At 63.9% G+C, this 13,029-nt stretch carries 10 protein-coding genes; 8 read left to right on the top strand and 2 right to left on the bottom strand.

Annotated features, from left to right (window positions below):
* Window positions 1-122: 122 nt before the first annotated feature.
* The 8 genes from AACH06_RS14785 to AACH06_RS14750 all read left to right on the top strand — a co-directional run bounded on the left by AACH06_RS14785 (window position 123) and on the right by AACH06_RS14750 (window position 10,595).
* The gene (locus AACH06_RS14785; RefSeq protein WP_341426505.1) at window positions 123-4,928 is read left to right on the top strand and encodes a glutamate synthase-related protein; all 4,806 of its coding nucleotides are present in this window, start codon (window positions 123-125) and stop codon (window positions 4,926-4,928) included.
* Between the two features lie 30 nt (window positions 4,929-4,958).
* Window positions 4,959-6,425, top strand: coding sequence for a glutamate synthase subunit beta (locus tag AACH06_RS14780; protein ID WP_341426504.1), 1,467 nt, complete (start codon window positions 4,959-4,961; stop codon window positions 6,423-6,425).
* Window positions 6,426-6,554: 129 nt separating this feature from the next.
* A complete protein-coding gene (locus AACH06_RS14775) occupies window positions 6,555-7,376 on the top strand; it encodes an ABC transporter ATP-binding protein (RefSeq protein WP_341426707.1) in 822 nt (273 codons plus the stop codon).
* The gene (gene mlaE / locus AACH06_RS14770; RefSeq protein WP_341426503.1) at window positions 7,373-8,152 is read left to right on the top strand and encodes a lipid asymmetry maintenance ABC transporter permease subunit MlaE; all 780 of its coding nucleotides are present in this window, start codon (window positions 7,373-7,375) and stop codon (window positions 8,150-8,152) included. The genes AACH06_RS14775 and mlaE overlap by 4 nt, the downstream gene beginning before the upstream one ends.
* Window positions 8,153-8,163: 11 nt before the next feature.
* Window positions 8,164-8,646 (top strand): outer membrane lipid asymmetry maintenance protein MlaD, encoded by a 483-nt coding sequence (gene mlaD, locus AACH06_RS14765; protein ID WP_341426502.1) that lies wholly within the window; start codon window positions 8,164-8,166, stop codon window positions 8,644-8,646.
* Window positions 8,647-8,726: 80 nt separating this feature from the next.
* Window positions 8,727-9,527, top strand: a complete 801-nt coding sequence (locus AACH06_RS14760; protein WP_341426501.1) for an MlaA family lipoprotein — start codon at window positions 8,727-8,729, stop codon at window positions 9,525-9,527.
* A gap of 142 nt (window positions 9,528-9,669) precedes the next feature.
* Window positions 9,670-10,299, top strand: a complete 630-nt coding sequence (locus AACH06_RS14755; protein WP_341426500.1) for an MlaC/ttg2D family ABC transporter substrate-binding protein — start codon at window positions 9,670-9,672, stop codon at window positions 10,297-10,299.
* A 5-nt stretch (window positions 10,300-10,304) separates the two neighbouring features.
* Window positions 10,305-10,595, top strand: coding sequence for an STAS domain-containing protein (locus AACH06_RS14750; RefSeq protein ID WP_341426499.1), 291 nt, complete (start codon window positions 10,305-10,307; stop codon window positions 10,593-10,595).
* A gap of 75 nt (window positions 10,596-10,670) precedes the next feature.
* Here the strand turns inward: AACH06_RS14750 and AACH06_RS14745 are convergent, their stop codons facing one another.
* Both AACH06_RS14745 and zwf read right to left on the bottom strand, forming a co-directional pair.
* Window positions 10,671-11,543, bottom strand: coding sequence for a MurR/RpiR family transcriptional regulator (locus tag AACH06_RS14745; protein WP_341426706.1), 873 nt, complete (start codon window positions 11,541-11,543; stop codon window positions 10,671-10,673).
* A 39-nt stretch (window positions 11,544-11,582) separates the two neighbouring features.
* Window positions 11,583-13,028 (bottom strand): glucose-6-phosphate dehydrogenase, encoded by a 1,446-nt coding sequence (gene zwf / locus AACH06_RS14740; RefSeq protein ID WP_341426497.1) that lies wholly within the window; start codon window positions 13,026-13,028, stop codon window positions 11,583-11,585.
* Between the last annotated feature and the right edge of the window lies 1 nt (window position 13,029).

Genomic DNA, 13,029 nt, shown 5'->3' with positions numbered 1-13,029 from the left:
TAAATCGCAGCTGACAGACGTTGCATCATTAAGACACTCCGACCCCATTTAAAAAGGCTTGCCGCTGCCGGGTCTTTCTCTTAACCTCGCGTCTTCCCTAGTCAACGTCGAGGAGCGTTGCCATGTCTCAGGCCACGCCGAAGAACCCCGCCCCGCCATCTGCAGCACCTGCGGGCTGGCCGCAGCAGAGCGCCACACGTGAAGAGATCGAGAGCCTCACGGCGCAGGGCTTGTACGACCCCAGCCGTGAGAAGGACGCCTGCGGCGTGGGCTTCGTCGCCCACATCAAAGGCCAGAAGGACCACGCCATCGTGGCGCAAGGCCTGAAGATCCTGGAAAACCTCGACCACCGTGGCGCCGTAGGTGCAGACAAATTGATGGGTGATGGGGCCGGGATCCTGATCCAGATTCCAGACGACTTCTTCAGAGCCGAGATGGCGGCCCAGGGCGTTGCGCTGCCTCCGCCAGGTGAATACGGCGTGGGCATGATCTTCCTGCCCAAGGAACACGCCTCGCGGTTGGCATGCCAGCAAGAGTTGGAGCGTGCGATCAAGGCCGAGGGCCAGGTGCTGTTGGGTTGGCGCGATGTACCGGTGGACCAGGACATGCCCATGTCGCCCACGGTGCGCCTCACTGAGCCTGTGATCCGGCAAGTGTTCATCGGCCGCGGTGCGGACGTCATCGTGCCTGACGCGCTGGAACGCAAGCTCTACGTCATCCGCAAGACGGCCTCGGCAGCCATCCAGGCGCTGAAGCTCACGCACAGCCGTGAGTACTACGTGCCCAGCATGAGCTGCCGCACGATCATCTACAAGGGATTGCTGCTGGCCAATCAGGTCGGGCAATACTTCAAAGATCTCGCGGATCCGCGCACGGTGTCCGCCTTGGCGCTGGTGCACCAACGCTTCTCGACCAACACCTTCCCCGAATGGCCCCTGGCGCACCCCTATCGGATGGTCGCCCACAACGGCGAAATCAATACCGTCAAGGGCAACTTCAACTGGATGCGCGCTCGTGAAGGGGTGATGAAGTCGCCGGTGCTGGGCGACGATCTCAAGAAGCTCTACCCGATCAGCTTCGAGGGCCAATCCGACACCGCCACCTTCGACAACGCGCTTGAGTTGCTCACGATGAGCGGCTATCCCCTTGCCCACGCCGCCATGATGATGATCCCCGAGGCGTGGGAGCAGCACGAGATGATGGACGCGCGCCGCCGCGCGTTCTACGAGTACCACGCCTCGATGATGGAGCCCTGGGACGGCCCCGCGGCCATGGTGTTCACCGACGGCAAGCAGATCGGCGCCACCCTGGACCGCAATGGCCTTCGGCCTGCGCGCTACATCGTGACCAACGATGACCTGGTGGTGATGGCTTCCGAGTCGGGGGTGCTCCCGATTCCGGAGAACCGCATTGTCAAGAAGTGGCGTTTGCAGCCCGGCAAGATGTTCCTGATCGACCTGGAACAAGGTCGCATCGTGGACGACGAAGAGCTGAAGAACCAGTTTGCCAGCTCGCGCCCGTACCGCCAGTGGATCGACAACGTCCGAGTCAGGCTCGATTCCATTCCCGCTGGCGACGCCCCGGCACAGGCCTTCACTGAGAGCCTGCTGGACCGCCAACAGGCATTCGGCTACACCCAAGAGGACATCAAGTTCCTGTTGGCGCCGATGGCCACGGCCGGCGAAGAAGGCATCGGCTCGATGGGCAACGACTCACCGCTGGCCGTGCTGTCGGACAAGAACAAGCCTCTCTACAACTACTTCAAGCAGCTGTTCGCGCAAGTCACCAACCCGCCGATCGATCCGATCCGCGAGGCCATCGTGATGAGCCTGAACAGCTTCATCGGGCCCAAGCCCAACCTGCTCGACATCAATGCGGTCAACCCGCCCATGCGCTTGGAGGTGGCTCAGCCTGTGCTGGACTTCGCCGGCATGGCCCGCCTGCGCAACATCGAAGGCGCCACCGGCGGCAAGTTCAAGCCCTATGAAGTGCATATCACGTACCCGCTTTCGTGGGGCAAGGCAGGTATCGAGGCCAAGCTCGCTTCGCTGTGCGCAGAAAGCGTCGATGCCATCAAGAGCGGCCACAACATCCTGATCATCACCGATCGCCGGATGGACCGCGGCAATATCGCGATTCCCGCGCTGCTCGCGCTGTCGGCCATTCACCATCATCTGGTGCGCGAAGGTCTTCGCACCACCGCTGGCCTGGTGGTCGAAACCGGCTCGGCGCGCGAGGTGCACCACTTCGCGGTGCTGGCAGGCTACGGTGCCGAAGCGGTGCACCCGTACCTGGCCATGGAAACGCTGGCCGCGATGCACCATGAGCTGCCGGGCGAGTTGTCGGCCGACAAGGCCATTTACAACTACGTCAAGGCGATCGGCAAGGGCCTGTCCAAGATCATGTCGAAGATGGGCGTGTCCACCTACATGTCCTACTGCGGCGCGCAACTGTTCGAGGCGATCGGCCTGAACAAGGACATGGTGGGCAAGTACTTCCGCGGCACCGCCACGCAGGTCGAAGGCATTGGGGTGTTCGAGGTCGCCGAAGAGGCGCTGCGCAACCACCGCGCGGCCTTTGGCGAGGACCCCCTGTTGGCCGAGATGCTGGATGCCGGTGGCGAATATGCCTGGCGCACACGTGGCGAGGAGCACATGTGGACGCCGGACGCCATCGCGAAGTTGCAGCACAGCACGCGCTCGGGCAAGTTCGACACTTACAAAGAGTACGCGCAGATCATCAACGACCAGAGCAAGCGGCATCTGACCTTGCGAGGCCTGTTCGAATTCAAGTTCGATCCGGCCCAGGCCATCTCGGTGGACGAGGTTGAGCCCGCGGCCGAGATCGTCAAGCGCTTTGCCACCGGTGCCATGTCGCTGGGCTCGATTTCCACTGAAGCTCACACGACGCTCGCCATCGCCATGAACCGCATCGGCGGCAAGAGCAATACCGGCGAGGGCGGCGAAGATCCGGCGCGCTACCGCAATGAGCTCAAGGGCATCCCCATCACGGCCGGCACCAAGGTGTCCGATGTCATCGGCGCTGGCGTGGTCGAATCAGACTACGAGTTGAAAGAAGGCGACAGCCTGCGCTCCAAGATCAAGCAGGTCGCTTCAGGGCGATTCGGCGTGACCACCGAATACCTTGTCTCGGCCGACCAGATCCAGATCAAGATGGCTCAGGGCGCCAAGCCGGGCGAGGGCGGACAACTGCCGGGCGGCAAGGTCTCCGACTACATCGGCTTCCTGCGCTACTCGGTGCCTGGCGTCGGCCTCATCAGCCCGCCGCCGCACCACGACATCTATTCGATCGAAGACCTGGCGCAGCTCATCCACGACCTGAAGAACGCCAATCCACGCGCATCGATCAGCGTGAAGCTGGTGTCAGAGGTCGGCGTCGGCACCATCGCTGCAGGGGTGACCAAGTGCAAGGCGGATCACCTGGTGATCGCCGGCCACGATGGCGGCACCGGTGCCTCGCCCTGGTCGAGCATCAAGCACGCGGGCACGCCGTGGGAACTGGGCCTCGCCGAAACGCAGCAGACCCTGGTGCTCAATCGTTTGCGCGGTCGTGTGCGGGTGCAGGCCGACGGACAGATGAAGACGGGCCGCGATGTGGTCATCGGCGCATTGCTGGGGGCGGACGAGTTCGGATTCGCCACGGCGCCGTTGGTCGTCGAAGGCTGCATCATGATGCGCAAGTGCCACCTGAACACCTGTCCGGTCGGGGTGGCCACGCAAGACCCGGTGCTGCGGCAGAAGTTCGCCGGCAAGCCGGAGCACGTCGTCAACTACTTCTTCTTCGTGGCGGAAGAAGCGCGTCAAATCATGGCGCAACTGGGCATTCGGAAGTTCGACGAACTGATCGGCCGCGCCGACCTGCTCGACACCCGCAAGGTCATCAGCCACTGGAAGGCCAAGGGCCTCGATTTCAGCCGCATCTTCCACCGGCCGCAGGTGCCGGCCGACGTGGCGCGCTTCCACGTCGAAGAGCAGGACCACGGGCTCGACAAATCTCTGGATCGCAAGCTGATCAAGAAGTGCAGCGATGCGCTGGAGACGGGCGAAAAGATCCAGTTCATGGAGGATGCACGCAACGTCAATCGCTCGGTCGGCGCGATGCTCTCGGGCGAGTTGATTCGACGTCATCCGCAGGGGCTGCCGGATCACACGGTGTTCATCCAGATGGAGGGCACCGGGGGGCAGAGCTTTGCCGCGTTCCTGGCGCAGGGCATCACGCTCTACCTCATTGGCGAGGCCAACGACTACACCGGCAAAGGCTTGTCTGGCGGCCGCGTGGTCGTGCGGCCGAGCATCGACTTTCGGGGCGACGCAACCGGCAACATCATCGTCGGGAACACCGCGCTCTACGGTGCCACCAGTGGTGAAGCGTTCTTCCGGGGCGTGGCGGGCGAACGCTTTGCGGTTCGCTTGTCCGGTGCCACGGCGGTGGTCGAAGGCACCGGTGACCATGGTTGCGAATACATGACCGGCGGCACGGTGGTGGTGCTGGGCAAGACCGGGCGCAACTTTGCCGCGGGCATGTCCGGTGGTGTCGCCTACGTGTTTGATGAAGATGGCCAGTTTGCCAAGCGGTGCAACACCGCGATGGTGTCGCTCGAGCGCGTCCTCACCACGCAAGAGCAGGAGGACACGGTGGATCCGGCCATCTGGCATCGGCAGCAGACGGATGAAGCCTTGCTGAAGAAGCTCATCGAAGACCACCACAAGTGGACTGGATCGCTGCGCGCACGCGAGGTTCTTGACCACTGGGCGGACTCGCGGGCCAAGTTCGTCAAGGTGTTCCCCACCGAATACAAGCGGGCGCTGGGGGAGATCCACGCCGCCCGCGAAACGATCGAGGCCATCGGCAAAGCAGCCGTCAAGAAGAACGCCGCGAAGAGTGGCAAGTCGCTCACCTCCAAATAAGCCGCAGCGGCAAGTAGCACAGAGCACATCATGGGAAAAGTCACCGGCTTCCTCGAATACGAGCGCATCGAAGAGGGCTATGCGCCCGTCCCTCAGCGGCTGAAGCACTACAAGGAATTCGTCATCGGCCTGGCGGCAGAGCAAGCCAAGGTGCAAGGTGCCCGCTGCATGGACTGCGGCACGCCCTTCTGCAACAACGGTTGCCCCGTCAACAACGTGATTCCGGACTTCAACGACTTGGTTTACCGGGGCGACTGGAAAAACGCGATCACGGTGCTGCACAGCACCAACAACTTCCCTGAGTTCACCGGCCGCATCTGCCCCGCGCCCTGCGAGGCCGCGTGCACGCTCAATGTCAACGACGATGCCGTCGGCATCAAGTCCATCGAGCACGCGATCATCGACAAGGCGTGGGAGCAAGGCTGGGTGGTGCCGCAGCCCCCGTCGCACAAGACCGGCAAGAAGGTGGCCGTGGTCGGCTCTGGCCCGGCAGGCATGGCGGCGGCCCAGCAACTGGCTCGTGCCGGGCATTCGGTGACCGTGTTCGAGAAGAACGATCGGGTCGGTGGACTGCTGCGCTACGGCATTCCCGACTTCAAGATGGAAAAGAGCCACATCGACCGCCGGGTGGCGCAGATGGAGGCCGAGGGCGTGGTCTTCCGCACCGGGGTGATGGTGGGTGAGTTGCCCAAGGGCTCGAAGGTCACCAACTGGGCCAAGTCCACCGTATCACCCGAAGAGTTGAAGGCCGAATTCGACGCCGTGCTGCTGTGTGGCGGTGCCGAGCAGAGTCGCGACCTGCCGGTCCCGGGGCGAGACCTGGATGGCGTCCATTTCGCGATGGAGTTCCTGCCGCAGCAGAACAAGGTCAATGCAGGCGACAAGCTCAAGGGCCAGATCCGTGCCGATGGCAAACATGTGATCGTCATCGGCGGTGGCGACACCGGCAGCGACTGCGTTGGCACCAGCAATCGGCACGGAGCGGCCAGCGTCACCCAGTTCGAGCTGATGCCGATGCCGCCGGAGCATGAAGACAAGCCGCTGACCTGGCCTTACTGGCCCTACAAGCTGCGCAGTTCGTCGAGCCACGAGGAAGGTTGCCAGCGCGAGTTCGCGATTGCCACCAAGGAGTTCGTTGGTGAGAAGGGCAAGCTCACCGGGCTGAAGACGGTTCGCGTTGAATGGAAGAACGGCAAGATGACCGAGGTGCCGGGCTCCGAGCAACTGCTCAAGGCCGACCTGGCGCTGTTGGCGATGGGCTTCATCAGTCCCGTCGCGCCTGTGGTGCAGGCCTTTGGCGTCGAGCTGGACATGCGCGGTAATGCCAAGGCAGGGACCGACACCGCACAGGGCTACAAGACCAACGTTGAGAAAGTGTTCGCAGCGGGCGACATGCGACGCGGCCAGTCGCTGGTCGTCTGGGCCATCCGAGAAGGCAGGCAAGCGGCCCGCGCGGTGGATGAGTTCCTGATGGGCGTCTCGAGCCTGCCCCGCTGAACTGGCGCGCTAGCACAGGCCGGCCCGGCCTGTCGTGTTGCTGCGACGTGTCCGTACGTGGCGGCTGGCAAAGCCCTGTGGCCCAGCCGGCCCGCCGAGAGGCCCGTGCGACAATCCCTCGGGAAATCCCTGCCCGAGATGAGCGACGCCTTCATTGAGATCGATCACGTCACGTTTGGATATGACGCCAGCCGGACGATCCTGAACGACATCAGCCTGCGCTTCATGCGCGGCAAGGTCACGGCCGTGCTTGGCGGCTCAGGATGCGGCAAGACCACGCTGCTGCGGCTGATTGGTGGCGTTCACGCCGCCAGCAAGGGCCGCGTCGTGTTCGATGGCGAAGTTGTCAACGTTCAAGACCGCACCCAGCTCTACCGCTTGCGCCGACGCCTGGGCATGCTGTTCCAGTTCGGCGCGTTGTTCACCGACCTGTCGGTCTACGACAACGTGGCGTTTCCCCTGCGGGAGATGACCGATCTGCCCGAAGAGCTCATCCACGACATCGTGCTGATGAAGCTGAACGCGGTGGGTCTGCGTGGCGCGGCGCAACTGAAGATCAGCGAAGTGTCGGGCGGCATGGCGCGCCGCATTGCGCTGGCGCGGGCGATCGCGCTCGACCCCGAGCTGATCATGTACGACGAGCCCTTTGCGGGGCTCGATCTGATTTCGATGGGCGTGGCGGCCAAGTTGATCCGGACGCTGAACGACATCACGGGGGCCACCACCTTGCTCATTTCGCACGACGTGCCCGAGTGCATGGCGATCAGCGATTGGGTGGTGCTGCTCGCCACAGGCGGGCGAATCGTGGCGCAAGGCACACCGGCCGAGCTGATGGCCAGCACCGATGCCGAAGTGCGGCAATTTGTTCGCGGTGAACCCGATGGCCCGGTCAAGTTCCACTACCCGGCGCCCGACATGGCGGGCGACTACGGCTTGCGAGGCAAGGCATGAACTGGCTGTCCTCCATCGGGGCATGGGCCCTTCGGGTGGTGGCTGGCTGGGGCCGCGCCGCCATGTTTCTGGCCGATCTGCTGCGGGCTCTTCCCGCCTCGTTGCGCCGATTCAGTCTGGTCGTCGTGCAGATCCACGCCATCGGCAACCGGTCGCTGGTGATCATCCTGGCCTCGGGGATGGCCGTGGGCTTTGTACTCGCTTTGCAGATGTACTACGCGCTCGCCACCTATGGTGCGGCAGAGTCTTTGGGGCTGGTGGTCAATTTGTCGCTGGTGCGTGAGTTGGGGCCGGTCGTCACTGCCTTGCTTTTCGCGGGTCGTGCCGGCACGTCGTTGACGGCCGAGATCGGCCTGATGAAGGCGGGTGAGCAGATCGCCGCGCTCGAATTGATGGCCATCGACCCGCGTCAGCGTGTCTTGGCGCCGCGGTTCCTCGCGGGTGCCATATCGATGCCGCTGCTGGCGGCCATGTTCTCGGCCATCGGCATTCTTGGGGCATGGCTGGTCGCCGTGGGGTTGATTGGTGTCGATCCGGGCAACTTCTGGTCGATTCAGCAAGGCGGCGTCGATGTCTGGCGCGATGTCGGCAACGGCGTGATCAAGAGCTCGGTGTTCGGCCTGATCTGCACGTCGGTGGCGCTCTACCAAGGCTACGTCACTGAAGCCACGCCGGAAGGCGTGGCCTACGCCACCACCCGCACGGTCGTCATCTCGTCGTTGGCGGTGCTGGGCGTGGACTTCATCCTCACGGCGCTGATGTTCTCGGCGCGTTAAGGAAATCAACGATGGCAAAGAAAAGCATCGAAACACTGGTTGGTCTGTTCGTTCTTCTGGGCTTGGCGGCGGTGGTCTTTCTTGCTCTGAAGGCCGCCAACCTGGCCTCGTTCAGCGCTGGCGAGACCTACACCTTGCAGGCTCGTTTCGACAACATTGGTGGTCTCAAGCCCCGCGCACCGGTTCGGTCCGCGGGTGTGGTCGTGGGGCGGGTCACGAAGATCGGCCTCGACCTGAAGACCTATCAGGGGTTGGTGACGATGGAGTTGAACAAGGGCGTTGAATTTCCCAAGGATTCGACCGCCAAGATCCTCACTTCGGGCCTGTTGGGCGACCAATACATCGGCATCGACCCAGGCGCCGATGACAAGAACTTCGCCGCGGGCGACCTGATCAAGCAGACCCAATCTGCGATCGTGCTCGAGAACCTGATTGGTCAGGTGTTGCTGAGCAAAGCCGGCGATGCCGGCGCCGAAGGCGGGGACAAGAAATGAAGCGCCAGGCATGGGCCGTCTGTCTGGCGGCTGGCCTCACAATCCACGCAGGGGCGTTCGCGGATGAGACGGCCCTTTCCGTGGAGGGCGCGACCGGTGCGCCAGACTCTGCCGCGGACATCGATGTGCCGGCAGTGATGGTGGCCGGTGGCGCAGGCATGGTCGCCGCTGCGGCAGAGGCAGCCGCGGCCGCGTCCGGCGCCGCTGCGGCAGAGGACGAGCCGGCCGCGAAGCCCCTGCCCCGCAACAAGAAGGATCCTCTCGAGGGCTGGAACCGCAAGGTCTTCTCGTTCAACGATGCGATCGACACGGCGGTGCTCAAGCCCGTGGCTCAGGCCTATAAGGATGTGGTGCCCGAGTACGTGCGCAACCTGGTGGACAACGTGTTCGGCAATGTGGCCGACGCCTGGTCTACCGTGAACCACATCTTGCAGGGCAAGTTCGAAAGCTCGTTGCAGATGGGCATGCGCGTGGCCACCAACAGTGTCCTGGGTTTCGGTGGCCTTTTGGACATCGGTACAGAGATCGGGCTGGAGAAGCAGCCTGAAGATTTCGGACAAACCTTGGGTCGCTGGGGTGTGCCCTCGGGGCCTTACGTCGTGTTGCCAGTGCTGGGGCCTTCCACATTGCGTGACACAGCGGCACTGCCGGTGGACATGCAGGCCAGCGCGACATCGTTGATCGACGACACCCGAGCCAAGGTGTTGAGCGCGACGCTGCTGCAGGTGGTCAGCACCCGGGCAGGGCTGCTGGGTGCATCGCGGGTGCTCGATGACGTGGCGCTCGACAAGTACAGCTTCTTGCGCGATGCCTACTTGGCCCGACGCCAGAATCAGGTCTACGACGGCAACCCACCACCCTCACCCGACGACGAGGAATAGCCCAACTTGATGGATGTGCGGGCAAGTGAGTGTTCGCTCGCTGCAAATTGTCACCTGCTGCTGTGAACCGCCGGGCCGCGTGCCGCGTTGAATGAGTCGGCTTCGGCCTCTTGGCTGGGGCCTCTACATGGAAGGAACCCGAATGTTCGCCTTTTCACTGACCCGCCGCGTTGCCCTGGCCGCTGTGGCCTCTGCCGCCCTGGTCGGCCCGTTCGCGGCGCGTGCTGATGTCACGCCCCCCGATGCCCTGATCAAACAGGTGTCGACCGAAGTGATCGACACCTTGAAAGCCGACAAGGCGATCCAGGGTGGCGATGTCTCGAAGATCATCACCTTGGTCGACACCAAGGTGATGCCCAACGTCAATTTCCAGCGCATGACGGCCGCTGCCGTCGGCCGCCCCTGGAAGACCGCGACGCCGGACCAGCAGCAGCGCCTGCAGACCGAGTTCAAGACCTTGCTGGTGCGCACTTATGCCGGCGCATTGACCCAGGTGCGTGATCAGACGGTGCAGATGAAGCCGTATCGCGCCGGTGCCGACGACACCGAAGTGGTCGTGCGTACCGAGATCAAAGGCAAGGGCGAGCCGATCCAGCTCGACTACCGGCTCGAGAAGACCGACAACGGCTGGAAGATCTACGACGTGAACGTGCTGGGTGTCTGGCTGGTCGAGCAGTACAAGAGCAGCTTTGCCCAGGAAATCGGCTCTGTCGGAATCGATGGGTTGATCACCAAGCTGGCCGAGAAGAACAAGGCCGCGGCCAAGAGCTGAGCACCATGACGCAGGCTTCGTCCGCCTTGACCTTGCCCGCAGCCTTGACGCTGCGTGATGCGCGCAGCGCGCTGGCGTCACTGGGCCCGGCGATCGAGGCTTCTGTCGATCCCACGGTGACGATAGATGCCGGTTCATTGGCGCAGGTCGATTCGGCATCGCTCGCGGTGCTGCTGCAATGCCGGCGTCTGGCCGAAGGGCGGCAGCGGGCGTTCGAGATCCGCAACGCGCCGCCCAAGCTGGTCGACTTGGCCAAGTTGTACGGCGTCGCTGAGCTGCTGGGTATCGGCGGCTGATTCGCCGAACCGTCGCAGTCCCCCCAAAAGAAAAGCGGCCCAGACGGGCCGCTTTTGCTTGATGGAGCCGTCCGATCAGTCGGACGCAGTGGGGGCATAGCGCCGCGTGCGCAGATTGCGTTTGATCTCTTGCAAGACGGGGCGCAGGCCCTGTCCCAAGCGCAGTGCGACGCCGGTCGTCAGGATGTCGACCACCATCAAGTGCAGCATGCGCGACACCATTGGGCTGTAGCGGTCGTAGTCTTCTGGATGGTCCGCCGCCAACAGGATTTGGCCGGCCCCCTGCGCCAGTTGGGCCAATGGTGAGCCGCTGGCGGTGATCACGATCAGGGTGGCCCCTTTGCGAAGAGCGATCTCGGCCACCCCCAACAAATCCTGGCTGCGCCCGGAGTTGCTGATCACCACCGCGCAGTCCACCGGCTTGAGCATCGTGGCGCTCATCACCTGGACGTGTCCGTCGCTCATGGCCACCGCGTTGACACCCAGCCGGAAAAACTTGTGCTGGGCGTCCTGCGCCACGATGCCCGAGTTGCCGACGCCGTAGAACTCGATGCGGGCGTTCTGACGCGCAGTTTCGGCCATCGCCGTCATCGCGCGCTCGAACGCGTGCCCTGCGGCGTCGTTGCGGTACTTCAGCAGCGCGCTCACCGCGTTGTCGATGACCTTGACGATGATGTCGCCCGGCTTGTCGTCCTCGTCCACCGCTCGGTGCACGAAGGGCACGCCCTCGTTCACCGTGCCGGCCAGCTTCAACTTGAAGTCCGCGAGCCCGTCATAGCCTACGCTGCGGCAAAAGCGCACCACCGTGGGCTTGCTGACATGGGAGCGCTCGGCCAGCTCGCCCACGGGCATCGAAGCAAAACCACGAGGGTCGCTGAGCACGAGCTTGGCGACCCGCTGCTCGGCGGGAGGCAAGGCTGGAATGGACGCGCGGATGCGGTCAAGCATGGTGGTTTCGGTGGCCATCGCAAACGTTGGTGCGGGTGGTCACTGCTCTTCGGCCCACGCGAAGCCGTCTCGGGCCACCATTGCGCTGGCCGCGGGCGGCCCCCAGCTTCCCGCCGCGTAGGTCTTCAGGTCGCTCGCATCCTGGGCCCAGCTGTCAAGGATGGGCTCCACCCAACGCCAGGCCTGCTCTTGCTCATCGCTGCGCACAAACAGGTTCAGCCGGCCCGCGATCGCATCGAGCAGCAGGCGTTCGTAGGCGCCGACGCGGTCGGTGGGGAAGGCCTTGTCGAAGTCGAGATCCAGCGAAACCGGGCTCAGCGCATCGCCCTGGCCGGCGCCCTTGGCGGCCAGCAGGTGCAGTTCCAGCCCGTCCTCCGGCTGCAGCTTGATGACCAGCTTGTTCGCCCGTGGCGTCCCCGGAAAGATCGGGTGTGGCACCTCGCGGAAGTTGACGACGATCTGCGCATCCCGCGCAGCCAGGCGCTTGCCGGTGCGCAGGTAGAACGGCACGCCGGCCCAACGCCAGTTCTGCACCTCGGTGCGCAGCGCCACGAACGTCTCGCAGGTGCTTCCTGCGGGCACCTTCACCTCGTCCAGGTAGCCCGGCACGGCCTTGCCTTCCACGGTGCCTGCCTTGTACTGGCCCCGAAGCACATCACGCGCGACGCTCGCCGGCGTGAAAGGTCGCAGCGACTTCAACACCTTCAACTTCTCGTCGCGGATCGCGTCGGCGTCGTTGGTCGACGGGGGCTCCATCGCGATCATCGTCAGCAACTGAAGCGCGTGGTTCTGGATCATGTCGCGCAAGGCGCCGGTGCGGTCGTAGAAATCGCCGCGCGTGCCCACGCCCAGCGACTCGGCCAGCGTGATCTGGATGTTGGCGATGCTCTGCCGGTTCCACAGCGGTTCGAACAGTGCGTTGCCGAAGCGAAGCGCCATCAGGTTCTGCACCGAAGGCTTGCCGAGGTAGTGGTCGATGCGGAAGGCCTGCTGTTCGCTGAAGACAGACCGCACCACGCGGTTGATCTCTTGCGCACTGCTCAAGTCATGCCCGAGCGGCTTCTCCAGCACCACGCGCACCTTCGGGCCATTGAGCCCGGCCGACCCCAGTTGCTCGCAGATCACGGGGAACAGATGGGGGCTGGTGGCTAGGTACAGCACCACCGTGTCCGCGCCGCGCTCGTCGAGCCAGCTCTTCAGCCCGGCGTAGTCGGTGGGCTGGGACAGGTCCATGCGACGGTAGTGCAACATGGAGGCGAAGCGGTCGAACTCGTCGTCGCTCGGCCGTTTGGAACTGTCGACATCGACAAATCGCTCGCGAATGAACTGGCGATAGTCGGCGTCGCTGCGCTCATCGCGGGCCACGGCCAGAATGCGGCCCCCGGCGGGCAGCTTGCCATGGCGGAAAGCCTGGAACAACGCGGGCATCAGCTTGCGCCAGGTGAGGTCGCCCGTGCCGCCGAAGAAAACGAGGTCGAAGGACATG

The organism is Ideonella lacteola (genome assembly GCF_038066555.1).
GTDB lineage: Bacteria > Pseudomonadota > Gammaproteobacteria > Burkholderiales > Burkholderiaceae_C > Ideonella > Ideonella lacteola.
The sequence above is the reverse complement of the archived record's forward strand: the minus strand, read 5'-3'. Positions and strand labels throughout refer to the sequence as shown.

What these genes read in the sequence shown, in the direction of transcription:
- AACH06_RS14785 (WP_341426505.1), top strand. Translation starts at nt 123, where the DNA reads ATGTCTCAGGCCACGCCGAAGAACCCCGCCCCGCCATCTGCAGCACCT.
- AACH06_RS14780 (WP_341426504.1), top strand. Translation starts at nt 4,959, where the DNA reads ATGGGAAAAGTCACCGGCTTCCTCGAATACGAGCGCATCGAAGAGGGC.
- mlaE (WP_341426503.1), top strand. Translation starts at nt 7,373, where the DNA reads ATGAACTGGCTGTCCTCCATCGGGGCATGGGCCCTTCGGGTGGTGGCT.
- mlaD (WP_341426502.1), top strand. Translation starts at nt 8,164, where the DNA reads ATGGCAAAGAAAAGCATCGAAACACTGGTTGGTCTGTTCGTTCTTCTG.
- AACH06_RS14755 (WP_341426500.1), top strand. Translation starts at nt 9,670, where the DNA reads ATGTTCGCCTTTTCACTGACCCGCCGCGTTGCCCTGGCCGCTGTGGCC.
- AACH06_RS14750 (WP_341426499.1), top strand. Translation starts at nt 10,305, where the DNA reads ATGACGCAGGCTTCGTCCGCCTTGACCTTGCCCGCAGCCTTGACGCTG.
- AACH06_RS14745 (WP_341426706.1), bottom strand. Translation starts at nt 11,543, where the DNA reads ATGCTTGACCGCATCCGCGCGTCCATTCCAGCCTTGCCTCCCGCCGAG.
- zwf (WP_341426497.1), bottom strand. Translation starts at nt 13,028, where the DNA reads ATGTCCTTCGACCTCGTTTTCTTCGGCGGCACGGGCGACCTCACCTGG.